The following is a 24,751-nucleotide window of genomic DNA, read 5'->3' as shown; positions in this document are numbered from 1 at the left end:
ATTATGAAAAAATATATTTTGCTATTCTTCTGCATGTTCGTGTTTGCTGGCGCATTGGCACAGAACAGCATAACTGGTACGGTAACATCAGCCACTGACGGTGAACCGCTCTCCGGTGTCACTGTGAAGGTGAAGGGTCAGAGTGCGTTGGCCATCACCGATATTGACGGAAACTTCAAGATAAATGCCGGTAAGGGAGATCGCCTCGAACTGTCTTACATAGGATTTGTGACCCACAGTCATTTGGTTAAGGGACTGGGACATTTGGACCTAAAGATGACTCCCGACAATAACGGACTCGATGAGGTGGTGGTGTTGGGATACGGACAGTCCAAGCGCATAACCTTGACAGGAGCTGTAAGTGCCATAAACGGAAAGGAACTGCAGAAAGTGCCTGTGAGCAGTGTGCAGAACACGCTTGCTGGTAAGCTGCCCGGATTCTTCTCACAGCAGCGCAGCGGACAACCAGGTAGGGATGCTTCCGACTTTTTCATACGCGGTGTAAGCTCCCTGAACCCCAATGGCAACAAACCGCTCATTATCGTGGATGACGTGGAGTACAGTTATGACCAACTGTCACAGATTAATATAAACGAGATAGAGAGCATCTCTATCCTGAAAGATGCGTCTACCACCGCCATATATGGTATAAAAGGAGCCAATGGTGTGCTTGTGGTGAAGACACGTCGTGGCATTGACGGACGCCCAAGGATAAATGTGCGTATGGAAGGAGGTATGCAGACGCCAGTGCGCACCCCGAAGTTCCTCAATTCATTCGAGACAGCTTCGCTTGTGAACGAAGCATATACAAATGATGGATTGCAGCCGCTCTTCAGTGAGTCTGACCTCAATCACTTCCGCACAGGTGATGACCCATATGGACATCCTGATGTAAACTGGTACAAAGAGATATTCAAAAAGATGGCATGGCAGAGAAATACCAACCTCGACATAAGTGGAGGATCAGAGCGGCTGAAATATTTCGTGTCGCTGGGACAGTTCTCCCAGAGCGGCCTGATGCGCGATTTCTCTACAGGCACCGATGGCATAAACACCAACTACAACTATCGTCGTTTCAACTTTCGCACCAATCTCGATTTCAAGGTAACGGACAATCTCTCCATGCGTCTTGACGTGACATCGAGGTTCATGAACATAAATGAGCCTCACGGCATGAACACCACGGGAGAGATATATAACTTCGAGAAGATGCATCCCTACTCTGCACCGGTGATAAACCCCAACGGCACGTATGCCTACATATACGATACTTCTGATCATAAGCCCACTCTCAACGCCCGGCTGGCAAACGAGGGATACAACCGTACGCGCCGTAATGACAACAACCTTCTCTATCAGATAAACTGGAAGATGGATTTCATAACCGAGGGGCTGTCTTCATCGGCTCGTCTGGCATATTCTACCATAGATGAGACGTACCGTAGCGTGTTCCGCGGACAGTATCCCACCTACCACTACGACTCTGCCAGCGACTCTTACACCATCAATCCCGACGGGCACTATTCTTCTGGCACGTGGGCGGTGGGCGGTGGCACCAACACTGCAAAGAAGAGCCTGAACCTCCTTGCAAGCATAAACTATGCAAGGGTGTTCAATAAGGTACATGACGTGAATGCCATGCTGCTATACAATAGGCAGAGCGACACCAATGAGAAGGATGACCCCAAGGTGCCTACCAAATTCACGGGTGTTACGGCAAAACTCAGCTACAAGTATGCAAGTAAATACCTCATCGACTTCAACGCCGCCTACAACGGCTCCGACCGTTTCAGTGCAGACAACCGATACGGTTTCTTCCCTGCCGTGGGTGTGGGCTATGTGATGTCTGAGGAGAAGTGGTTCCGGAATATATTCGGTAAAGCCGTGGAGCATTTCAAGATACGTGCATCCTATGGTATAGTAGGCTCTGATGTGGCTCCTGGCGACCGTTACCTCTACAAAAATGTGTATAAGACTGGTGACAGCTATTCTTTCGGGGAGAACAACAACCAGGGATCGCAGGGTTACAGGGAAGGTGATCTGGCCAACGACCATGTTACATGGGAGAAGGCAAAGAAGTTTGATATCGGTATAGACCTCAACCTTTTCAATCGCATCTCCATCACTGTCGATTATTTCCACGACAATCGCTATGACCAACTTGTTTATCGCAATGATATCCCACTTATAATAGGCGCAGGGTCGGCTCCACTCAACGTTGCCAAGACCGAGAACTGGGGCTTCGACGGTCAGGTTGGATTCCGTGACCAGTGGGGTGACTTCGGATTCAACTCAAACTTTGTGTTCTCATTTGCCAAGAACAAGGTGTTGTACAAAGCCGAGGCTCAGCAGCGTTATCCATGGCTTGCGTCCACAGGACGTTCCATAGGGCAGGAGTTTGGATACAAATGGATAGGTTATTATACGCCAGAGGACATAAAGCTCATAAAGAGCGGTGCCGAGAATGCGCCTGCCGTGCCCAACACCGACGTGCCTGTACAGGCAGGCGACTTGAAATATAAAGACCTGAACCATGACGGTGTGATAAACGACTACGATAAGGGTGCCATAGGCAAGCCCAACTTGCCAAATACCACGCTGGGCTGGACCATTGGCGGTACATGGAAGGGATTTTCGCTGAGCGTGCTCTTTCAAGGTTCGTTCAACTACAGCTTCTCTATTAAAGGAACAGGTATCGAACCTTTCAAGAGTCAGTTCCAGCCTCTGCACGAGAAACGTTGGACATTGGAGCGTTGGCAGAATGGGGAGGACATTGAGTTCCCGCGCCTTACCAGCAATCCTTCTACCGTAAACTCGGCTGAGGCTTATATGTCCGACTTCTGGCTCATCGACGCATGGTACATACGCCTTAAGACCGTCGACCTGTCTTATGACTTCCCTCGCAAGTGGATTCCTAAGTTCATGAGCGGGCTTCGGCTGTACGCCAATTGCTACAACCTCTTTACGTGGACAAGCTACAAGAAGTATCAGCAGGACCCGGAAATACAGACTAATTCTGCGGGCGACGCCTACATGAATCAAAGGGTTGTCAACTTTGGTGTCAATATAAGCTTTTAGTGAAATGCTTGTGATAAGTCTCCCTTGAAAAATATTGTAAGTAACAGTATCTTTTCAGGTGTGACTTATAATCAAACCGGAATGGGTCGTCAGACTTCATCCGTGTTTCGTACTGCTGCAGTCAGTTTGGTTCCTGCTTTATCGAAGATGTATGGGCTACATCGGGATAAGTGGAAACAAAACTGACTGCAGCAGTGCGGAAGAGGGATGAAGAAGTAGGCAATCAATCACAATGACGGCGCAAGCCTTGTAGAGACGCAAAATTTTGCGTCTCCCGAGCAATCCATTGCAATATACGCATGCGGTGAATATGCTGGAAACAAATGCTTTCCTTGCTTGTAGAGACGCAAAATCTTGCGTCTCCCGAACAATCCATGGCAATATACGGATGCGGTGAATACGCTGAGAACAGATGCTTTCTTTCCTTGTGAGACGCAAGATTTTGCGTCTCTACTTTTGCTGCCAGCGAATAATGATATAATGTGTCACAGAAACAAGCATGCTTGCATCAGCATGCATTATGAATGTGCATAATTATTCATTCCCGTCCATCCTCAACTCCGCGAGAGCGTCCTACAGCCGACGGCAGGGGCTCACGTACGCAAATACGCTGTTTATGTGCGTTTCGTGTATTTGCCTGACAGCCAGTGATATAGGCTTATATGTGGGACGGACAAGATTTTTCCTTCATGCCGGAAAGGCTTTTTGGGATTGCGGAACGGGCTTTTTGAGGTGACGGGAGAATGTGTTCCGGCATGCGGGAACGGTGTTTTGGAAAGCCGGAAAGGGCTTTTCCGCACAACATAAGCGGCTGAAGCACCGGTGGAACGAGTCCGCATGCGCTTTTTATACGGTTTTAGTGCCTTTGCCTTTCCTGTTTTGTGAATTTATTTTGTAAAGATTTTTTACTGCCGGAACTGTATATTCATGCATCCCGGCATCAACCGCGCACTTTCCTTTCCTTCATTACCCGCTCAACGGCGCATGCCCGGTAGAGACGCAAGATTTTGCGTCTCACGATCAATCCATTGCAATATACGGATGCGATGAATACGCTGAGAACAAATGCTTTCCTTGCTTGTGAGACGCAAGATTTTGCGTCTCTACTTTTGTTGAATGCATATAATATCCTTGATTTTTCCTAATATACTCAATGGCGTCAGCCCTGTAGAGACGCAAAATCTTGCGTCTCACGTCCAGTCCATGGCAATATACGCATGTGATGAACACGGTGAAATCAATTGCTTTCCTTGCTTGTGAGACGCAAGATTTTGCGTCTCTACTTTTGTTGGCAGCGGATGTTATGCTTGAGCTTACGCTTTCTGCAAATGCAGCCCGCCGTATCTTCAATGAAATCCGGAGTCTGTCTGACAGGCATCAGTATGAAATATGGATAAGATATAATGACAGTTTTGGGACAGGATGACTGATGTCTGTATGAAATACGGATGAAGTATATTGACCTGTTCGGGTTAAAAAAAAGTGCGGGATGCCGCATCCGGAGCGGCATCCCGCACATACGGGTGATATGGATACCTGTGTGTGAGACGGTTATCTCACTGCAATCTTCGAGGCTTTTCCGTCTTTCACTCTTACGTATATGCCCGGAGTGAGATTCCTGCCGCTCACACGCACACCGTTGATGTTGTAGTATGTTGCGGTGGACCCGTCGCCCTTGATGCTGTCGATGCCCGTGCTTACCGACACGGTCACACTGTTGCTTGCCGGAGCCGGACCGTAGTTGTATACCGGCACGACGGTGTATGTGAACTCCTGTCCTCCTTCTGCGGAGCTGTCTGTCTGGGGACGGTCTGTGTAGGTTGTCTCCTTCAGCGGCTCGTCTGTCAGCTGTACGTCGTTGCAGAACACGTGATAGCCAATGAGCGAAATGTCTTGCGGCACGTCGGGAGCCGCTTCGTATGTCACGTCGTCAACCAGCAGCGCGAGCGTGTCGTACGTCTTGTGGAGTATGGCGAAGTATTTCGCGCCCTCCGGCAGAGCCACCTTATATTCTGTCCATACCTCAGGTATGATGCCGTCGGCAGGATAGTTCTCCACTGCCACCGTATGCGTGAAGTCCTCGGGAGCGTTGCCTGTTGTGGAATAAGCCACCTCAAACGACTCGCCCCACGTTATCATGCAGCTCTTCGCCCAAAACGACACTGTCTGCGCGTTGCCCGAAAGCTCCGGCGAAATGAGCCGGTTGTCGTTGTTGTTTGCCTGACAGCTTGGAGCCATCATGAATGTCTCGCCACTGTGAGGCTCAGCGTCCTTCCAATACATTTCGGGAACCTGAGCCACGGTGCGGTTGAAGAGCTGGAACGCCATGGGCTGTGTCTGGTACGGGTTGTATGTCTCGCGGAATATGTTGTATGTCGCCTGTCCGTCGCCGTCGTACACTGTCCACTTGCCGGCTCCCGTTATTGACATCGGTGTATAGTCGGGGTTCTCGAAGTCTTCGCTTACTGTCTTGGCGTCGGTGATGCCGTCGAGTGACGGAGCCGACCATGAGAGGCTCACCTCCGTGCCCGTATCCGACAGGGTGTATGCAAGGTCGGTCACTGTGGGATAGTCGTTCAGCTTCACGCCTACAGTCTTCTCCGCCGTGTTGTTTTCGGCGCATCCGTCACCTTCGAGCACTGCCGTCGCAGCCACGAGGAGTGTCTCCCGGGCGTTCAGCGGCACGTCATACCCGAACGACACGTCGGCGAACGAGTTCTGCCCCATCTCCGGCAGCTGTGCCGTTCCGGCTTTCCTGCCGTTTACGGTCCACTCTATGTGCCCTTCGGTGATGTCGCTTCCTATGTTCTCCACGCGCGCCTTCATCTCAATCTTGTCGCCCGGCTTCACGTTGTCGGGAACGTCCACAGCCACGAGCCGCAGGTCTTTGTCCACGACGTCGCGTATGCGTATGTTGTCGAGCGGCACGCTCCATGTTGTCCCGTCGGTGTTGTGTATTGCCCGCAGCCTCAGTTCTATCTGTATGGCTTTGGCGTCCTTATATGCGTTTAGCGGCACCGTGGCGAGCGTCCATCCCTCTTTTGTAGGCGTCTTCTGCAGGTCTATGGTCCTCACAGCCTCGAAAGGAGCGTCGTCTGCGGACACAAGCACGTCCAGCGCGCTGCCCTGTCCCTGATACCAGAACTCCAGGGCGGGGTTCGCCGCAGCCGATATGTCGATGCGTGCGGAAATCATTCCGTACATCACATCCTTCTCGTAAGGCAGCCAGTAGAAGAAACCGTTGTCACCGTCCTGCGATGTGAGCGGTACGGGAGCCTCCGGGTCGTCCGGGTCGATGATGGAAGGGAAGTAGCTGTCGTCTATCGTTCCTGCCATCTGGTTTTCGTTGTCAGACTGCGGGTCGATGAGCCATATGTTCTTGAAGTGCGAGTCTGCGAACGATTCTGTGTAAGGCAGCTTGTCCGGCTCGCCTATTGTCACGATGGCGGAGTTGGTGTAGTCGGAGTAATTCTCTCCGTAACCGGCTGTCACCTGATAAGCCACGAAGTCCTGTCCCTTGAGGTCCGGATAGTCCAGTTTTATTGATGTGTCGCCCGTTGTGGCTATCGCAGGGTCGTAGTATGAGCCGAAGGCGTCGAATATGTAGTATGTCACTTCGTCCGGATTGACGTATCCGCCGTTCTTGCCCGTCTCTCCCACGGCGTCCCACGACAGCACGGCAGACTTGAAGTCGGCGCTCACGGTGAGCCTTACGTTCTGCGGTGCGAGCGGAGCGTCCGGTCCGCAGAATATGTTCCTGTGCTCCACCTTCTCTCCGGCTGTCTCTCCGGTGTAAGCCACGGCTGTGATGCAGTTGTTGCTTCCGGCGTTCATCGCCACGTCTTTCACCTCAATGGTCTCTCCGGGCTTCACGTTGTCGTAGGTGAACACGTCCTCGCCCCATCGCGAGGTTATCTCCACCTTGGTTATCTCCTTAAGCTCCGCGCCCGTCTTTGTCTTTGTAGGCGCGGTGTAGGTGAGGTCTGCCTTCAGCTCGCCTTTGGGTGCGAGCGTCCATGTGAGTGTGCCCGCTGCCGGAGGGTCTGTGGGTACTGACGGCTCCACGGTGCCGCTCTCCACGCTCAGGTTGAAGAGCTTCACTGTGCCGTTCATCGCTTTCGTCGTGGTGTTGTGCACTCCGATGTAGTAATATCCCTCCTCCGTTATTTTGCAGTTGTACTGATATTTTGTCTGGTCTTTTGTCCCGAACACTGTCGGCGGCACTATTTCCGTAGTCATGCCTTCCACCGTCGGGGCTGTCCCCGCCTTCACCTCGAGCCTCACGCCCGTCGCTCCGCTGCCCATATATCCGAGGTCGAAGGACACGATGTAGTCGCCTGCTGTCATGTGCACCGGCACCGACACCAGCCAGTCGTCGCTCTCTTCCACACCTTCATCCTTCGGAGGCATGCACGCGCTGTAGCTTGACATTGCCGCTATCTTCCAGCTGCGGCTGTCGTTGTTGGCGTCTATGAAGGTGTATTGCTTCACAATGTCTATCGCGTCGCTGCTTTTCCCGAGGTCGTGCGAGAACGGAGTCTCTATGGCGTTGGCAGGTTTTTCTCCGGCGTACAGGGGCTTCGCGGCTTTTGTAACAGCCCTGCCGCTCTTGGGAAAGTGGCTCTGTCGGTTAAGTTTTCTCAGATTGTCGGTCTGTGTTCCTATGGTTCTTTCATAAGGAGTCTGCGCCCCAACGGTCAGCATAAATCCGATTAGGGCTGTGAATACAAGTAATACTTTTCTCATAAGAAATACATTTGAAGATTTGTTATTAAGGCAAAAACATGCCATATTGTAATAGTGTGCGTATTTGTTTCGTCAAAATGACAGCACAAATATACAAAAATATGACATTAATTTATTCTCACACAGGTTAACAAAGGTTAAATCCGTGCGCTTCTACAAGTGTCGCGCCATTTGTGCCGGGGGCGTGTGCGGTGTGCGACGACGTTTTTCCGCTGTAATGAATATCGTTTCTTTAATATTGTATGTATAAATAATGTGGCGGCTGTTCCGTGTGTTCCGTGCCGGTATGCCGTGCGGTCAGCTGCTCGTGCGGCACTCTTCGGTGGTCATGCCCGTTGTCCTGCTGAAGAAGAGACGGAAGCAGCGGACTGATCCGAAGTTGAGGACGGAGGCAATCTCACCGTCGGTCTTGTGTGAGTGCATGAGCATGTCGCGCGCCATGTCGAGGCGTATCATCTCGGTGTATCTGCCGACGCTCAGTCCGGTCTCTTTCCTTATGATGTCTTTCAGATAGGCTTCTGACGTGCCGGTGCGCGCCGCTATGTAGTCAGCCTGCGGCATGTCGCCGTGCCTGTCGGCTTCCTTCGTGAAGAAGTCGTGTATGACGTGCCTTGCCTGTCTGACGGTTTTCCTGTTGCTGTCGGCACGCATGATGAACTGTCTGTTGTAGAACCTTCCGCAGTAGTCGAGCATCATGCCGATGCGCCTGCCTATTATCTTGCAGCTGTAGTCGTCGATGCATGTTTCCAGCTCTGCCGTGATGTCGTGGAACAGTCTGTCGAGCGTGCGCTCCTCACACTCCGACACGTGCAGAGCCTCGTCTGTCCTGTATCCGAAGAAAGTGTATCCTTCCATGTCGCTTTCCATGCCGCTGCCTGCCGCCAGCTCTTTGGCGAACGCCACGATGCAGGCTTCCTCGGCGTAGGTGGCGGTGTTGAGGCTTATGCGCTCGCCCGGACGGAAAAACAGCAGTGAGGCATGCGAGAAGTCACATCCCTTGTGTCCGTAGCACGGCAAGGTGCCGCGGCGCCGGTTTTTTATCTTCAGGATTGTGTAAAGTGATGTCACCGCTCCGTCTATCCTCCTCAGACTGTCGGGTGTGAGCACGGCGGTGCCGGCGAGCGGATGCTGCATCCTCACGCCCGGCAGACAGCCGCGCTGCCTGCCGCACATATGTTCAGAGTCGTGACTCTTCGTGTACATCCGGTCGGAATGTGTGTTGTGTGTCAGACGGTTGTTTTTCTGTATTCGCTCGGTGTCAGTCCGGTGGCTTTCTTGAATATGCGGTTGAAGTGCTGCGGATACTGGAATCCCAGTTCCATGGAAATCTGGTTCACCGTCTTCTCCGTTCCCAGTATCAGCTCCTTTGCGTGGCCTATGAGTCTCGACTTTATGTATTCCTGCGCCGTTATGCCCGTCTCCTTCTTTATCATGTCGCCGAAGTAGTTTGGCGAGAGGAACACCTTGTCGGCGAAGTATTTCACCGTCGGCAGACCGTCTGTCACGGTGCGCTGCTCGCGGAAGTAGTCGTCGAGGAGGTTCTCGAACTTCACTATCACGCTCTTGTTGCTCTGCGAGCGCGTGATGAACTGCCTTTCGTAGAACCGCATGCAGTAGTCGAGCAGCAGTTCGATGTTGCGCGAGATGAGCCTGCGGCTGTGCTTGTCAGCCGGACGGCTTATTTCCATCTTTATTTTTTCAAGACAGTCGGTGTAGATGCCTTTCTCTTCGTCAGACAGGTGCAACGCTTCGTTGGACGAATAAGAGAAAAAGGAGTAACGCCTTATGTTCTGTCCGAGCGACGTGCCCTTTATGAGGTCGGGGTGGAAGAGCAGTCCGAGCGCGTCGAGCTTCATCCCTTCGGCGAACGTTGTCTCCACCACCTGCCCCGGAGCGAAGCTTGTCACCGTCCCCTCCTGGTAGTCGTAGGTCTGCCGTCCGTAGAGAATATCACCGCACATGAGGTTCTTCAGAAACAGGGCATACAGCCCGTAGTTGAATACGGTGCGCCCCACGGGTTGCGTCTTTGCCTCCGCAAGGCTCACTACGCTTACGAGCGGATGCAGCGTCTCCACTCCGAACAGTGCGTTGTATTTCTCCACGCTGTCTATCTTTATGATGTCTTTCATAATGGCGAATGGTTTTGTGTTCAGACAGTTGTATACGTTCACAAATTTAATAATAATATCGTTTACGTGTGACATCTGTCGTGTAAAAACCGTAAATAAGTTTATAAGCAGCGTAAAATGTGTACTTACAGTGCGGCGTCATGCGCTTTCGGCTAAAGTAGAGACGCAAAATCTTGCGTCTCCCGAGGAAGGAACGCATATGTTTTCAGCGTATTATGGCATGCGCATGTTGGTATGGGCAGGACGTGAGACGCAAAATTTTGCGTCTCACGAGGAAGAAATGCGTATGTTCCCAGCGTATTGTCGCATGCGCATGTTGGTATGGGCTGGACGGGAGACGCAAGATTTTGCGTCTCTACTTGGTTGAATGCATATATGGCAAAAGCGTCACTTCATGCCTTTGGCGAATGCTTGCGGCACGGCGGCAGCGCGTCATGGCAGGCAGAGTACGCCGCTCCTCAGTATGTGCCCTTGCCTTTGCAAAGGTCGCAGGTGACGTGATAGTGTGCAAGGCGCACCTCTTTGTTGCACGTGTCACACCATTTTGTCTTTCCTGTCACGGCAGAACCTGTGTAATACTCCTTAATCTTCTTGCCCGTTCCGCCGCACAGTCTGCATACGTTGGAGCCTGACGTACTGCTGCCTGAGGTGCCTGAAGAGCCGCTGCCTGAACCTACGGAGGTGCCGCCCGACGTTCCGCCCGCGGTGTTGAGCGGCACGTATCCCCAGCCGTTACATGCTCCGCATTTGAGCGTGCCGAGACAGTTGGTGCACTGTATGGTAAGCGGCTTGCCTGTAATCTCTGATTTGAACGTAAGCGTTCCGTTCCCGCACGGACACTTCTTCGTGCCCTTGCATATGGCGCACACCATTGAGTTTGGCGGTATGTTGTCTGTTGTGCGCACGCCGGTGTTCGTCTGCTGGCTGCTCTGTCTTTGCTGTTGCAGAACCTGTTCGGCGGCAGACGACAGTCCTTTGGCTACTCCGTCGAGAAGGCTTTCGAGGAAACTTTGCGCCTTTGCCGGACTCCCCCATATCAGTGCGGCGGCGAATAAAACGTATTTTATTTTTGTAAGCATGGTTTTATATGTTTTGCTTTATACTTTAACGGTTGTTATATCCTGTGCGTGTATCGTGTCCGTCCCATCCTGTTCCTGCCGCCGTCATGCGTCGCGGTGGCTGACGGTGGCAGGCAGGGAGGTCATTTTTCCGCATGCGTCTTGAACATGCGTCTTGCGTGAGTCCTCTTGGCGGCGGAGCCTTGCTGCTGCATCTGGCTGACGGTGTCCGAATAGTAGAATGAATATTGCAGGCTGCCGTTCTCGTAATACGCGCTCACTCTGCCCTTGCTGTCCTTGTCCGTGCTGCATGTAACGCTGTTGGGCTGCGAGTCCTTGCTGTATTTCACGGAGTAGGCTGAAATCATATCCTCAGACGGCTTTCCCATAAGTCCGGCGTATAATATATATTCGGGCACGCTGTCGTCCATGAAGCGGACGTATATGCCGTTGTTCTTCCCGCCGTCATATTCAAAATTGTACTCCTCATATCCGTTGTACTCATACGTCTCGCCCTCTTCCGTCTCCTTCTCGGTATAGGTCATCACCGTTTTTATAAGATTGCCGTCCTGCCATGTGTTGGTGTAGACAGCCTCGTAGGAATATTCCGGACTTGACGACTCAGACACCATTTTTATGAGCCTGTTGCCGCTGTCGTAAGTGCACGTGAAGTTTCCCGATGCCCTGTATGTCTCTCCGTAGCCCGATTCCTCAATGGTAAGCGTGGCGGAGGTCACTGCTCCGGCTGCGTTCTGCCTTATGTTGCTGATTGTCTGTTTATACGATTCGCCGTCGCTCTCGTTTGCCGAGCCTTTTATCACAAGAGGGTTTCCGCCGATGGTGAAGTTGATGCCGTCGGTCAATGATACGCCGGATGTCAATGTTCCGTCGGTGTAGTTGAATCTTGCCACGTCGCCCCACGGACTTGTGATTGCCACCACCGGGTCGGTTATTCCCATGTCGCCTGTCGACGGCAGGTTGCCGCTTCCGCTGGTGCTTCCTCCGTCTCCGTCGTCGTCACCGCACGATGTGAGGCACGCGCAGCACGCCATTGTCATGAAAACGAACGATGCGGAATGCAGCAGGGAGCTCATTCCGGATAGAATACTTTTACTTTTCATACTTGTTTGTTTTGTTTTATGTTATGATGTGTTATGTCTGTCATCAGCACGGAATGGGGATAAAGCCCGACGACATATTCGCGTTCAATTTCTGTTCAAAGTTAGTTATATATGTAATAATGTGCAAACGGTGTTTTCCGGTGTATGTGCACAATGTGCGTTATGCCTGTCTCTGTGGTGTGAAATGGATGTTATCCGGTCTATTTTTTTTATATGCCGGAATGCTCCGGAACGCGGGTTCAGTCATGGCGGATGCTGTGAAAGACAGGAGGATAGGGTGGTTTCTTTCATCGTTTTGTCCGTAAACGGTTGTCGCTGTTTTGTCCTGTCAGTCTTTTTATATAATTTTGTTGCAGGCGGGAAGCTTCTCTTCCCATGCCTCCTTAACCGTTTAAAATTCATACTCATGTCACGACGCACGTCTCTCACGCAACATGTGGTGGTGATTGATCCCCACCGTGTGACCCCATCCTACATCTACAGCCACGCCTCCCTGGTGCACGGCTCCGTCGAACTGCTTACCGACCTGCCTTCATGGTATGCCCGCCGCGGTGTCAGGCTGCGTATGTTGCGCTGCGGAGTGTGGGTGGTGCGCAGGCTGTGGCGCGGAGCTTTTCATGGTCTCACTGCCGAACAGCTGTTGCTGTCGAGGTGGTTGCGGCACCGGCACACCACGGTTGTGCTAAGCGAGTTCGGCACATCGGCTGCCGACCTGCTGCCGGTCTATCGCCATGCCGGTGTCGCCGTGGTGCCGTTCTTCCACGGCATGGACGCCACGCGGCGCGATGTGGTGCGCCGTTACCGCGAGCGTTACGCCCGTCTCTTTGCCTATGCCCGTTGCGTGCTCTGCGCCTCGCCCCACCTTGCAGAGCGTCTCCGGCTCATGGGATGCCGCGTGCCGGTTGTGAGCGTGCCCTGTCTGCCGTCACCGTTCTATTATAAGCTTCGCGCCACGCTTGCCGAACCGATGTTCTTCTTCTGCGGCAGATTCGTGGAGAAGAAGAGTCCCCAAGCCGTGCTTCTTGCCTTTGCGGAGCTTGTGCGGACCCATCCTGAAGCACGGCTGGTGATGGCTGGCGACGGACCGTTGCTCAAATCTGCCCGTCAGCTGGCGGCATTGCTGGGCATAGACGGTGCCGTCAGCTTTCCCGGATGGATAGACAGAAGCGCGCACGGACAGTTTCTGGAGAGAGCCACAGCCTATGTGCAGCATTCCATGACGGCTCCCGACGGCGACTGCGAGGGCACTCCCGTATCGGTGATGGAGGCGATGGCAGCCGGAGTGCCTGTCATCTCGACGCGCCATGCCGGCATTCCGTTTGTCGCACGTCATGACGTCACCGCGCTGCTTGTGGACGAGGGCGACTACATGTCAATGGCGCGTGACATGGCTCTGCTGCTCGAACAGCCTCACACCGCGCGCCGCATAGGCGACGAGGCACGGCGTCATATGGCTGGACAATTGCCGAAGAGCCGTGAGGCGGAACTCATCAACGATGTGTTGAGGGATGCTTCACGAGGTGTTTAGTCCGCATTAAGCCATGACGTTTTTATGATGCTGCGGGCGTATTTAATCCCAATCATTCATCAGGACGCTGATGATGAACATATGCCGGTTGGTCTGCCTTCCTCCCTTTTCCGCGCTGCCGCGTCATGAAGTTTCCATGTTTCCCCCGATACAATCCGTTGCAAACCAAAGCGGGGACGCAAAATATTGCGTCTCACAAGCAAGGATGAGCAATAAATTGAGATGGAGTATTCCTGTCATTGCCGCGCTTTTCCCTCGGGAGACGCAAGATTTTGCGTCTCTACTTTTATATTGACTGCGAATAATTGGATATGTTTACTGCTTATTACAATGATGGCGGCAGCCAGTAGAGACGCAAAATCTTGTGTCTCCCGAGGGGAAAACGCATTCATCCTCACCATATCATTGCGCGCATTTCATTGCCATCGTGTTGCTCGTGGCTATGTTTCTTTGGCATCAAAAAACAGTCGTACAAACGCGCGGGACGGATATACGGATATGAAAACATTGCCGCGCGGCATTGCCGGAAATGAATATTTATGCAATAAGGACAGTAAAAAATCATTACATTTTTTACTTTCAAAAGAGAAAACAAAAACCGTTCCGAGCAGTATGTCACACCGTCTGGTCATGCACCTCCATACCCTCCGCACCGTCATAAAACCCACTCCGGCGGACATCCCTCACAGAACCGTCATGCCTGTACCACCCTCCCGCACCACAGAAAAGCACTTTCCGCACCATAAAAAAGCCTTTCCCACGCCACAGGAAAGCCCGTATCGCGACACCGAAAAGGCTATTCCGAAACCCGGCAGACACCGTCTTGCAACGCAAAAACACACATTCCTTTGATTGTCAGCACCTTACCCAAACTACGCAAAATCCGCGTATTCGCGTCCGTGAGCCTATGCCGTCGGCTGTAGGAAGCTCTCGCGGAGTTGAGGATGGACGGGAATGAATAATTATGCACATACTTAATGCATACAGATGCAAGCATGTTTGTTTTGGGAATACATTATATTGTTATGCGCAGATGAAAAAGTAGAGACGCAAAATCTTGCGTCTCACAAGCAAGGATGCGCAATAAACAGATGCGAAACATGTCTGTCAATGCTGCGCTTTTTGCTCGTGAGACGCAAGGATGGGCTATAAACAAATGCGATTATATTCCTGGTATTGCCGCGTTTTTTGCTCGTGAGACGCAAGATTTTGCGTCTCTACAAGGCTGACGCCGTCACATTTTATAAAAAACAGGCTGCGCCCGGCAATTTGAGAGCAAGCTCCCATTGCGCTCGATGGCACAGTCTGCACTAAAACTCGCAAATCTTATTGTTATGGCTTTGTGCCGAAGTTTATATTGAATACGTATAAGTTACTGTGTTGATATACTACATTACCCAAGTCGTACATGTATTGTTGATTGTATTCCATGTCGTCAGACCTGAACAGATAGCTTATAATCAACCCTCTGGGATCTAATATACCAACTGTTGTCTTCTTCTTTCCGGCGGCTCTCTGGCTCATCAGGTAGTAAGAAGTAAGTTGTTTGTTCGCAGTGCTTTCATTGAAGTCGTAGTTCCATATATCTGCGGACCCATCATATATCATATTTTCTTTCTGACCTTCTTCGCGTTGGTCATAACTTGCCATAATGCGGTCGTACAGGTTTAATTGGGGATATGACGATTTTGCGAAATCATACTTGCTCTGCGGGGTATTGATGTATACCTTCCAGAACTCACGCCCTTTTTCGTTCAGCGGTTCCGGTGCGTCAGACACGTCAAGGTCTATGTTCAGCACATAGAGCAACGGTTCCATGTCTATGGTGAATGAGTATTGGCTCTGCGGCTGCTCCATCATGTTGGTGCTCATACCGAAGAACGGTATCGGTTTTCCGTCCAACGGCACCAATACCTGTCCGTTTTTGATTGACACCTCAGCCTCCACATTACTGCTGTTGTCGGTTTTCGGAGTGACAGTCATTTCGTCCGGCAGGTCTGTAACGGCTACGAGGTTCAGCTGGCTCTTCGGTGCTCCCGACGGCCATTCATACTTCCATGTCGCCTTGTTGCCTTGCAGGGCGAGTGTCTCCTCTTTGTAGGGAGGGTTGAGGTTTTGGTCTGTCAGAGTTGCCGACCACAGTTTGAACTGTGAGGGTTTGGGTGTACTGACGCTTGCGCGTCTCGGTGCCGGTCTCGGTGTGAGCGTAACGTAGAGCTTCGGACCGTCAGGGTGGTTCTTGCACGGCACCTCCACAATGAGCGGTTTTGCCGCTGCCACCGCTGCCTGAAGCTTGGATGGGCGGTTAAGAGTGATTGTCGCCATGCCGGTTTTAGGTTCCGGCTTTATGTCAGAATCGCTGCTGCAGCTGCTCCATATGAAGGACATGCATGCCAGCGCGGGAATGAGTGTGTGTCGTAGTTTCATGTCTGATTCTGTTATGTTCTGTTAATGTGTTGTCTTTAATGATGCCGTGTGTTTACTAAGAAGAATAAACAGACCACCCGTCTCCTAATTTGTTGCCAAATCCGTCTTCATTTCCCCATTTGTTGTCAGGGTCGAACGTATACGTATCAATGCTTTCCACGTCTCTGTAGTTGAGCGTTATGCCATCGCTTGAAGGCGATGCCGCCATGAGTTCAAAGCCGTCCATGGGAATCATTTTTATTTCCGGACGCACATAAAGAGTTTTCTTTGTTTTTTCTTTCATAACAATTTACAATATACAGTAATAATCTTATACACGTGGTTTCTTCGTTAGTGCATTCTCATGCACATACTCGCGCCTGTCCGCGGTAAAGTTATGAATTTTAAATCGGTAAAGTTTGTTAATGTATGTTTTTTAATATGATATTAAGATTATATAACTTTACGGGTTTAACCGATGTTATATATAGTTGAAAATCATAGGTTTCAACTCATTCATGGTGTCTCCGGCGTATCGTTAAAGAGATTGGAAAATATGATTAAATCCTACCGTCGTGAACATAAATTTTATATATTTGCATCATTATGCCCAAATGCAGGGATAGTTATAAAAACCGGTATATTATATGAAAGGTGTGTTTGTTCTCATGGCGTGTCTGCTTGCGGTGTTCTTGCCGCAACAGGACTGTGATGCCGTATGCATAGGAGACGGCGGCGGCAAGAAGGTGCTTGTGGCGTATTTCTCTGTGAGCGGCAACACAAGGGCTGCTGCCGAACACATTGCCAGCGTCACTGACGGTGACGTGTGGAGCATCGAGCCCGTACTGCCTTGCAGCCGGAGAGACCTTGACTACCGCACGGCAGCCTCGCGGAGCAACCGCGAACAGCACGACGTGAGGGCGCGCCCGCAGATGTTCCGTGACACTCCGAGACCCGACCGATACGACATCGTTTTCGTGGGTTATCCCATATGGTGGGGCATCGCGCCGCGCATCATACAGTCGTTTCTTGAAGGCGCCGACTTCAGAGTCAAGACCGTCATACCGTTCTGCACCTCGGCTGAAAGCCCGTTGGACAAGAGTGTGGAACAGATTCACAAGAGTGCGCCGGGCGCGGAGTGGAAACAGGGACGGCGGTTTGCAGCCGGAGCGTCGCGCGAGGAGGTGGCTGAGTGGGTGAGGACAGTGCTCTCAGACTGACCGGAGGGGCTGTGCGGCGAGCCGGAATAAAACCCGCTATTCCGTTGCAGGATACCATCTTTCTTATATAAACCCGAATCGGTCATTATAACGCCGATTATACATTTAAGGTTTATAGTCAGCTCTTCATCCTTCTTCCGCACTGCTGCCGTCATCTTGTATCCTGTTTTTTCTTGATGTAGCCCGCTACATCTTCGATAAAGCAGTATACAATCCGGCTGACAGCAGCACGAAATAAGAATGGAAGTATAATGACCGATTCGGGTCAAAATATGAAAGAATTATGAAAAAGGAATCTTTTGACATCATACACATCCGTCCGTCGGCTGCCATGTACGGCTGTCTTTTCATCCTGGCACTTGTCTTTTCTGCGTCAGGATGCTCCGGGCGGAAGGGATATGTCATAGGAGTGTCGCAGTGCAGCGAGGACATATGGCGTGACAAGCTTAACGAAGAGCTGCGCATGGGCACTTATCTCTTCAACAATGTAGAGCTGCGCATCACTTCCGCCAACGACGACGACCGGAGGCAGATAGCCCAGATAGACAGTCTGGCGGATAGTGGGATAGACCTGCTCGTGGTGTCGCCGAACCAGATTCACACCGTGTCTGAGGCGATAGACCGAGCCTACGACAGGGGAATACCGGTGATATATTTCGACCGTAAGACCAATTCCACAAAATACACCGCATTCATCGGAGCCGACAACTATTCCATAGGAACCACCATGGGACATTATATCGCCACCAAGCTTGGCGGCAGGGGGCGCGTGGTGGAGATAACCGGACTGAAGGACTCGTCGCCTGCCATCGACCGCCACCGCGGTTTCACCGACGCCCTGAAGGCTTATCCCGGCATCACGCTCGCATGTGTGAGCCACGGCGAATGGACCCGGGCGAGCGGAGGACATGCCATGAACGACATACTCTCGCACACCTCCGACATCGACTGTGTGTTCGCACATAACGACCGTATGGCTGACGGAGCGCGCGAGGTGATGATGCGCTACGGCGCAAGACATGATGTCACATTTGTAGGAGTGGACGCCCTGTCCACACCGGACGGCGGCATGAACCGCGTGAAGGACGGCACATTGGCTGCCTCATACCTTTATCCCACGCGCGGAGACCTTGTGATGCAGCTCGCCATGAACATCCTTCAGGGAAAGCCATACAGCAAGGAAAACTATCTGAAGAGCGCCATCGTCACGCCAGACAATGCGGGAGCCATGCTCATGCAGGCAGAAGAGATGGAGCAGCAGAGCGAAAGGCTTGAGGTGCTTCATGGCAAGGTGGACCGCTATCTGGCGCAGTACAACCATCAGAAGCTCTTCATGCTGCTCTCGTCCATCATCATCGCCCTGCTCATAACGTTCTTCATATACATCTACCGCACCATAATAATGAAACGGCGCCTTGCCGAGGAGACGGCGAACGCCAAACTGCAGTTCTTCACAAACGTGAGCCACGAGTTCCGTACTCCGCTCACACTCATAGCCGACCCGGTGGACCGGCTTCTGGCTGACGCCGGGACAAGCGGTGAGCAACGCCGTCTGCTGACGCTCGTCCGCAGGAATGTGAGCGTGATGTTGCGTCTGGTGGGGGAGATTCTCGACTTGCGCAAGGTGCAGAACGGAAAGATGGGCATCGAGGTTTCGTGCTTCGACCTTGCCGCCGCACTGCGTGACTGGGCGGGAAACTTCGAGTCTATGGCAAGCGGCAAGCGCATAACGTTGGACGTCACGGCTCCGGAGACACTCGTGGCATGCACCGACCGCAACAAGATAGAGCGCATATGCTACAATCTCATGTCAAATGCCTTGAAGTATACACCTGAGGGTGGACGCATAGACGTGAGCCTGAAAGGAGGAGACGACGGCTCGTTCACACTGGCGGTGGCTGACAGCGGAATAGGCATACCTGCCGCCATGCTGCCCCATGTGTTCGACAGGTTCTATCAGGTGAGGCAAGATTCGGGAGGAACGGGCATCGGACTCGCTCTTGTCCATTCGTTCGCCGGTCTGCTCGGCGGCAGCGTCAGGGTGAGCAGCGAGGAGGGGAAGGGGGCTGAGTTTGTCGTGACCATTCCTGCGGCGGAACTTCCTGCCGGGGAGGACTCTGCACAGAAAGAAGAGGCGCACGACATGATTCCAGAGGAATACACCGTCATCGACAGCACTGACACCTCCGCAGCATCCGGAAGCCCCGCCGACATCATGACAAGTCCTGAGGACATCGGAGAGCGCGAGGACGTGCTTGTGGTCGACGACAACGGTGACATGAGAAAATACATAGGCTCGCTCCTGGCTGACAGATACAACGTGAGCTATGCCTCCAACGGGCTTGAGGGACTCGACAAGGCTGTCGCCGGAGTGCCGGGAATAATCGTGTGCGACGTCATGATGCCGGAGATGGACGGGCTGGAGATGTGCCGCCGTATAAAGACCACGACGGCGACGAGCCACATACCCGTCATACTGCTCACGGCAAACGCCATGGACACGCAGCGCGCCGACGGATACGACTGCGGAGCTGACGCCTATATAGTGAAGCCGTTCAGCGGCAAGGTGCTCACGTCAAGGGTGCGCAACCTCATCGAGAGCCGCCGACGGCTGAAGAGCATATACGCACACGGAGACACCGGCGGCGAGCAGCCGGAGAGCATGGACAGGAAGTTCATGAACGAGTTCAGTGCAAAGGTGAACGAGCATCTTGCCGACCCTGATTTCAATGTGGAGACACTCAGCTCCGAATTGGGGCTGAGCCGCGTGCAGATGTACCGCAAGGTGAAGGCTCTTACCGGCAGCACGCCTGTGGAACTGATACGTATGACAAGACTAAGACGTGCGGACAAACTGCTGAAGAGCGGCGCATACACCGTGTCGGAAGTGTCGTATGAGGTGGGCTTTTCATCACCGTCGTATTTCTCCAAATGCTATAAGGACTACTTCGGACATACGCCCAACGGCAAATGACGCGCCGCACGGCGTGGCGTATGAGAAAAGCAGAGGACGCGCCTAAGACAGCGGGCATCCTCTGCTTTCTTCGTATTGGGTGTCATGTTTTTTCTTATTGGGTGTCATGGGCAGACAACCCGTAAACTGTTGGACCGGCGACTGCTGTCCGGCAGACACTCCTGAGCGGTGCGCCATCAGCCTTCCGGAGTCACGCCTTGCGCGCTATTCTCGACGTAAGTCCTTCAGGAAGCTCCGGCATCGCGCCGTTCTGTGTGCACACATAAGCCGACACGTCCACGGCGAGCCTGTGAGCCTCCGCCACCGGCATGCCGCTGATGAGCGCGGCGCAGAGCGATCCGGTGAACGAGTCGCCCGCTCCCACAGTGTCGGCAACCTCCACCCGGGGTGTCTCGAAGAACGACATCTCCCCGTGTGTGAACACATAGCTGCCGTTCACCCCGCAGGTGAGTACGAGCAGGTCGAGGTTGTACTTGCCGAGTAAGAGCCAGCACTTGTTGCTCATGTCGAGTCCCGGATAGCCGAACATCCTGCCTATGATGACCAGCTCCTCATCGTTTATCTTCAGCACGTTGCACATTCTGAGCGACTCCTGTATCACCTCCTTCGTGTAGAAGTTCTGCCTTAGGTTGATGTCGAAGATGCGCATGCAGTCCTTCGGCGTGGCTTTAAGGAAGCGGTGTATGGTGTCGCGCGACACGGCGTTGCGCTGTGCCAGCGACCCGAAGCACACCGCGCGGCATCCGCGTGCCAGACTCTCCATCTCGGGCGTGAACGGAATGTTGTCCCACGCCACGCCTTCCTTTATGTCGTATGCCGGCACTCCCGCCTTGTCGAGCGTCACCTGCACCGTTCCCGTGGGGAAAGGCACCCTCGGCATGAGATGTCTCAGTCCCTTGCTGTCGAGCTCGGCGCACGTCTCGTCGCCCAGACTGTCGTCGCCCAGCGCGCTCACAGCCACCGTGTCCATTCCGAACTGTCCGGCATGATAGGCGAAGTTTGCCGGTGCGCCACCTAATTTTCTGCCGTCGGGAAGGACATCCCACAGAGCCTCCCCGAGTCCTGCTACAATATTTTTCATATGTCTTTCAGTGTTTTATGTTCTTTATGAAAGTAAGAAGATATACCACTCCCACAGCCATCACAGCCACGGCTCCCGTCTGTCCGGCGGCGTCGGCGGCGAATCCCATGAGCAGCGGGAACACCGTACCGCCGAAAAGACCCATTATCATCAGTCCCGACACCTCGTTCTGACGGTCGGGTACGGAGAGCAGAGCCTGCGAATAGACAAGCGAGAATACGTTGGAGTTGCCGTAGCCCACGAGCGCAATCGCAGTGTAGAGCACCGCCTCAGACGTGCCGAAGGCAAGTCCAGCCATGCTGAGAGCCATCATCAGGATGCTCACTGTGAAGAAAGCGCGGTGGTTCATCACACGCAGAATGAACGAACCCGTGAGACATCCCACTGTACGGAAGATGAAGTAGAGGCTCGTGGCGAACGCCGCCTCGTTGAGAGTCATGCCAAGTCGCTCCATGAGAATCTTGGGCGCGGTGGTGTTGCTTCCCACGTCAATGCCCACATGACACATTATTCCTACAAACGACAGCAGCACTACCGGTTTGCCGAGCAGTCGCAGGCAGTCGGCGAAACCCGACGCGCTGTCCCGCTGTCCGCCCTCGTCTATCGGTGTAGCCCACAGCAGCAGTGTCGCCGCGATGCCCACCACAAGGTATATGGCGAACAGAACTTTCCATCCGAAACCGAACGAAGGCATTGCCGCCGTTGCTCCCCACATGGCGAGATAAGGCGCGAGGAACGACGCTATGGCTTTGATGAACTGTCCGAAAGTGAGCGTGCTGGCGAGATGCTTGCCGCTGATGATGGAGGAGATGAGCGGGTTGAGCGACGTCTGCATGAGCGCGTTGCCGATGCCGAGCAGCGAGAAGGCTACGAGCATCACGGCGAAGCTCTCGTCTATGAGAGGCATCAGCAGCGACAAGAGTGTCACCAGAAGCGACAGCAGGACGGTGTTCTTGCGTCCTATGCGGTTCATGAGCATGCCCGTGGGCACGCTGAAGATGAGAAACCAGAAGAACACGAGCGACGGCAGTATGTTTGCCGTTGAGTCGTTGAGCGCAAGGTCTTCCTTGACATAATTGGAGGCGATGCCCACCAGGTCGACAAATCCCATCGCGAAGAAGCAGAACATCACGGGGACAATGTAAATCGTCTTATTTTGTTTCATAATGATTTGCGGTTTTTATTTTTCATTCGTCATTCTGGCTCCGGAGCGTCAGTCGGTCGCCGTAAGCTCATATACGTGGCTCGCGCCGTCAGCCGCCGAAAGCGCAGGCAAGCCTATCTTCATGAGCCAGTCGCCCGTGTAGGTACGCGCTTCAGCCTCGCGTCCGTCGGGCAGGTTTATCTCCTTGACGCTGTATGCGCGCTCCGGGTCGAGTCCGCGCAGCCTCACGTTCGGCACAGGTTCCTGATAGCGCGGATGCAGGTCGTAGGCGAAGAGCACGGCGCGGCTTCTGTCCTTCGACACGTAGTTTACGGCGGCGTGGTTGCCCTCATACGGAGATATGAGCCTGTACATGTCACCGTCGAGGATGACAGGCTTCAGGCGGTTGTAGTTCTCCACACCCTTGCGGCAGAGATTGAGGTACTGTTCGGACATCTTGCTCACGTCGATGTCGAATCCCAGCTTGCACATGCTCGCCACGTCGAGCCTGAACTTGAGCGACGCCCCGCGGTTCCAGTCGGTCACGTGAGCCGCCATCGCCTTCACTGGGAAGAACTTCGACATGCTCCACTGTATGTATATGCGCTCGAAGGGGTCGGTGTTGTCGCTGCACCAGTATTCGGTGAAATACTTCAGAGCCTCATAGTCGCAGCGCGATCCTCCACCCGAGCAGAGCATCATCGGCACGTCCGGATATTTAGCCTTCAGTCTGCGGAGCACGTTGTACAGCCCCCGCACGTAGTCCACATACAGGTTGCCCTGCCTCTTCTTCAGGTAAGGCGAGCGTATGTTGGTGATGGGGCTGTTGCAGTCCCACTTGAAGTAAGCCACACCGGGGTTGTCGGTGAGTATCTTGTCGGCGACGCCGAACACATAGTCCTGCACCTTCGGATTGGCAAGGTCGAGCACAAGCTGGTTGCGGTAGTAGTAGGTGTCGCGCCCGTTCTGCGTTATCACCCAGTCGGGATGCTCCTCGTAGAGGCGGCTCTTGGGGTTCACCATCTCCGGCTCTATCCATATGCCGAACTTCACTCCCGCCTTCTCAGCGGCAGCCGTCAGCCCTGCGATGCCCTGCGGCAGCTTCACCGGGTTAGGCTCCCAGTCGCCCAGACCTGCCCGGTCGTTGTCGCGCGGATACTTCGATGCGAACCATCCGTCGTCAAGAAGGAACATGTCCACTCCCAGCCGTGCGGCATCCTGCATCACTCCGGCGAGCTTCTCCTGGTTGAAGTCAAACCCTGTGCTCTCCCAGTTGTTGAGGAGCGTCATGCGTGTTCCCTTTCCGTCCTTCAGCTGGTAGAGCCTTGCCCAGTCGTGCAGGTTGCGGCTTGCCTCTCCCGTACCGTTGTCGCTGAGGGTGAAGATGAACTCCGGCGTGACGAACGTCTCGCCAGCCTTCAGCCTGTAGTCGGACGCATAAGGGTTTATTCCCGGTATGACGCGCAGTCCGCCCACGTTGTCCACCTCGAACGTACAGCTGAAGTTGCCCGTCCATCCTATCGTTCCGAGCAATGCCCGTCCGGCGTTCTCCTGCGCCGGAGAGCCTATGCCCAGCTCGAAGAACGGCTGCATGAACATCGCCGCGCGCGTTCCCAGCTTGGTGTCGATGGTTTTCTTTCCGAACGTGAGCTGCTGTGTGGCAGGCTGCGCCTCGCGTGCCCATTCGCCGTGATAGTTGGTGAGATAGTATGCCGGCTCGTTAAAGTAGAGCATGGTGCTCGCATATCTCCACAGCGTGATGTCCGACTTCTCCCCGTGCTTTATCTCGCTCCACGCCTTGATGACGTTCTGCCGTGTGTAGGCGGCGTAGTGGAGGGTCACCTCAAGCGGGTATTTCCTGTCGGCAAGACGTATCACCGTCTCCGTGCCTCCGTCGATGGCGCGTGTCTGCGAGTCCTTATAATAAAGATAGGTGGTCATGTCTCCGTCGGCATGCGTCACCGCCAGAGCAGGCTCGAAGAAGTCCTCTCCGCCCGAAGCCATGTACGCCTCGTGTCCCCTTTGGCTCACGCTGCCGTCTGTTCCGGTGTACACGCTCCATCCGAACCGTGAGGCGTCGTCGGCGTTGAGCAGTCGGTCGCCGAGATAAACCATGTATAGCCGTCCCTTGTCGTTCACCTGGAATATCATGTCTGTGTTGTCGGTGCTTACGCGGATGGTCTTCTGTCCGTCGGCGTCCGCCGGGAGTGCGAGTATCAGCAAGGCTGACACCATAAGTAAGAGTTTTCTCATCAGAATGTGTTTT

The 24,751-nt window shown here is 53.3% G+C and carries 15 protein-coding genes; 5 read left to right on the top strand and 10 right to left on the bottom strand.

Annotation, left to right across the window (positions count from 1 at the left end; genetic code table 11):
* The first annotated feature begins 3 nt into the window (after positions 1-3).
* Positions 4-3,078 (top strand): SusC/RagA family TonB-linked outer membrane protein, encoded by a 3,075-nt coding sequence (locus BN4609_RS11775; protein ID WP_068856842.1) that lies wholly within the window; start codon positions 4-6, stop codon positions 3,076-3,078.
* A 1,551-nt stretch (positions 3,079-4,629) separates the two neighbouring features.
* Here the strand turns inward: BN4609_RS11775 and BN4609_RS11765 are convergent.
* From BN4609_RS11765 to BN4609_RS11740, 5 genes are all read right to left on the bottom strand, one after another.
* A complete protein-coding gene (locus tag BN4609_RS11765) occupies positions 4,630-7,824 on the bottom strand; it encodes a choice-of-anchor J domain-containing protein (RefSeq protein WP_164071677.1) in 3,195 nt (1,064 codons plus the stop codon).
* 297 nt (positions 7,825-8,121) lie between these two features.
* Complete coding sequence (locus tag BN4609_RS11760; protein WP_068856839.1) at positions 8,122-9,027, bottom strand: helix-turn-helix domain-containing protein; 906 nt, start codon at positions 9,025-9,027, stop codon at positions 8,122-8,124.
* Positions 9,028-9,050: 23 nt separating this feature from the next.
* On the bottom strand, positions 9,051-9,953 hold the full coding sequence (locus BN4609_RS11755) for a helix-turn-helix domain-containing protein (protein WP_068856838.1): 903 nt from the start codon (positions 9,951-9,953) through the stop codon (positions 9,051-9,053).
* Between the two features lie 458 nt (positions 9,954-10,411).
* A complete protein-coding gene (locus tag BN4609_RS11745; protein WP_068856836.1) occupies positions 10,412-11,032 on the bottom strand; it encodes a hypothetical protein in 621 nt (206 codons plus the stop codon).
* A gap of 122 nt (positions 11,033-11,154) precedes the next feature.
* Positions 11,155-12,132, bottom strand: a complete 978-nt coding sequence (locus BN4609_RS11740) for a hypothetical protein (RefSeq protein ID WP_164071676.1) — start codon at positions 12,130-12,132, stop codon at positions 11,155-11,157.
* 406 nt (positions 12,133-12,538) lie between these two features.
* On the opposite strand from BN4609_RS11740, the gene BN4609_RS11735 reads away from it, so the two are divergent.
* A complete protein-coding gene (locus BN4609_RS11735; protein ID WP_068856834.1) occupies positions 12,539-13,660 on the top strand; it encodes a glycosyltransferase in 1,122 nt (373 codons plus the stop codon).
* A 498-nt stretch (positions 13,661-14,158) separates the two neighbouring features.
* On the top strand, positions 14,159-14,512 hold the full coding sequence (locus BN4609_RS16625; RefSeq protein WP_164071675.1) for a hypothetical protein: 354 nt from the start codon (positions 14,159-14,161) through the stop codon (positions 14,510-14,512).
* Between the two features lie 480 nt (positions 14,513-14,992).
* Here BN4609_RS16625 and BN4609_RS11725 read toward each other — a convergent pair whose 3' ends face one another.
* Positions 14,993-16,087, bottom strand: a complete 1,095-nt coding sequence (locus BN4609_RS11725; protein WP_068856832.1) for a hypothetical protein — start codon at positions 16,085-16,087, stop codon at positions 14,993-14,995.
* Positions 16,088-16,142: 55 nt separating this feature from the next.
* On the bottom strand, positions 16,143-16,370 hold the full coding sequence (locus tag BN4609_RS11720) for a hypothetical protein (RefSeq protein ID WP_068856831.1): 228 nt from the start codon (positions 16,368-16,370) through the stop codon (positions 16,143-16,145).
* 343 nt (positions 16,371-16,713) lie between these two features.
* Between BN4609_RS11720 and BN4609_RS11715 the strand changes: the two genes are divergently transcribed.
* Together BN4609_RS11715 and BN4609_RS11710 are read left to right on the top strand one after the other, a co-directional pair.
* On the top strand, positions 16,714-17,286 hold the full coding sequence (locus BN4609_RS11715) for a flavodoxin (RefSeq protein ID WP_068856830.1): 573 nt from the start codon (positions 16,714-16,716) through the stop codon (positions 17,284-17,286).
* A 283-nt stretch (positions 17,287-17,569) separates the two neighbouring features.
* Positions 17,570-20,260, top strand: coding sequence for a hybrid sensor histidine kinase/response regulator transcription factor (locus BN4609_RS11710; protein WP_241033252.1), 2,691 nt, complete (start codon positions 17,570-17,572; stop codon positions 20,258-20,260).
* A 190-nt stretch (positions 20,261-20,450) separates the two neighbouring features.
* Here the strand turns inward: BN4609_RS11710 and BN4609_RS11705 are convergent, their stop codons facing one another.
* The 3 genes from BN4609_RS11705 to BN4609_RS11695 are packed head-to-tail and all read right to left on the bottom strand — an operon-like array spanning position 20,451 to position 24,738.
* Complete coding sequence (locus tag BN4609_RS11705; protein WP_068856829.1) at positions 20,451-21,341, bottom strand: carbohydrate kinase family protein; 891 nt, start codon at positions 21,339-21,341, stop codon at positions 20,451-20,453.
* A 7-nt stretch (positions 21,342-21,348) separates the two neighbouring features.
* The gene (locus BN4609_RS11700) at positions 21,349-22,506 is read right to left on the bottom strand and encodes an MFS transporter (protein ID WP_068856828.1); all 1,158 of its coding nucleotides are present in this window, start codon (positions 22,504-22,506) and stop codon (positions 21,349-21,351) included.
* 48 nt (positions 22,507-22,554) lie between these two features.
* Positions 22,555-24,738, bottom strand: a complete 2,184-nt coding sequence (locus BN4609_RS11695) for an alpha-galactosidase (RefSeq protein ID WP_068856827.1) — start codon at positions 24,736-24,738, stop codon at positions 22,555-22,557.
* Positions 24,739-24,751 lie beyond the last annotated feature (13 nt).

The organism is Leyella lascolaii (assembly GCF_900079775.1).
Classification (GTDB): domain Bacteria; phylum Bacteroidota; class Bacteroidia; order Bacteroidales; family Bacteroidaceae; genus Prevotella; species Prevotella lascolaii.
Note: the sequence above shows the minus strand (reverse complement) of the source record. Positions and strands in the feature narration are given on the sequence as shown.

Bases quoted from the DNA above. Each gene is read 5' to 3' on its own strand.
- BN4609_RS11740 (WP_164071676.1), bottom strand. From the start codon at position 12,132: ATGAAAAGTAAAAGTATTCTATCCGGAATGAGCTCCCTGCTGCATTCC.
- BN4609_RS16625 (WP_164071675.1), top strand. From the start codon at position 14,159: ATGAAAACATTGCCGCGCGGCATTGCCGGAAATGAATATTTATGCAAT.
- BN4609_RS11720 (WP_068856831.1), bottom strand. From the start codon at position 16,370: ATGAAAGAAAAAACAAAGAAAACTCTTTATGTGCGTCCGGAAATAAAA.
- BN4609_RS11695 (WP_068856827.1), bottom strand. From the start codon at position 24,738: ATGAGAAAACTCTTACTTATGGTGTCAGCCTTGCTGATACTCGCACTC.
- BN4609_RS11735 (WP_068856834.1), top strand. From the start codon at position 12,539: ATGTCACGACGCACGTCTCTCACGCAACATGTGGTGGTGATTGATCCC.
- BN4609_RS11710 (WP_241033252.1), top strand. From the start codon at position 17,570: ATGAAAAAGGAATCTTTTGACATCATACACATCCGTCCGTCGGCTGCC.
- BN4609_RS11745 (WP_068856836.1), bottom strand. From the start codon at position 11,032: ATGCTTACAAAAATAAAATACGTTTTATTCGCCGCCGCACTGATATGG.
- BN4609_RS11725 (WP_068856832.1), bottom strand. From the start codon at position 16,087: ATGAAACTACGACACACACTCATTCCCGCGCTGGCATGCATGTCCTTC.
- BN4609_RS11715 (WP_068856830.1), top strand. From the start codon at position 16,714: ATGAAAGGTGTGTTTGTTCTCATGGCGTGTCTGCTTGCGGTGTTCTTG.
- BN4609_RS11765 (WP_164071677.1), bottom strand. From the start codon at position 7,824: ATGAGAAAAGTATTACTTGTATTCACAGCCCTAATCGGATTTATGCTG.
- BN4609_RS11760 (WP_068856839.1), bottom strand. From the start codon at position 9,027: ATGTACACGAAGAGTCACGACTCTGAACATATGTGCGGCAGGCAGCGC.
- BN4609_RS11705 (WP_068856829.1), bottom strand. From the start codon at position 21,341: ATGAAAAATATTGTAGCAGGACTCGGGGAGGCTCTGTGGGATGTCCTT.
- BN4609_RS11755 (WP_068856838.1), bottom strand. From the start codon at position 9,953: ATGAAAGACATCATAAAGATAGACAGCGTGGAGAAATACAACGCACTG.
- BN4609_RS11700 (WP_068856828.1), bottom strand. From the start codon at position 22,506: ATGAAACAAAATAAGACGATTTACATTGTCCCCGTGATGTTCTGCTTC.
- BN4609_RS11775 (WP_068856842.1), top strand. From the start codon at position 4: ATGAAAAAATATATTTTGCTATTCTTCTGCATGTTCGTGTTTGCTGGC.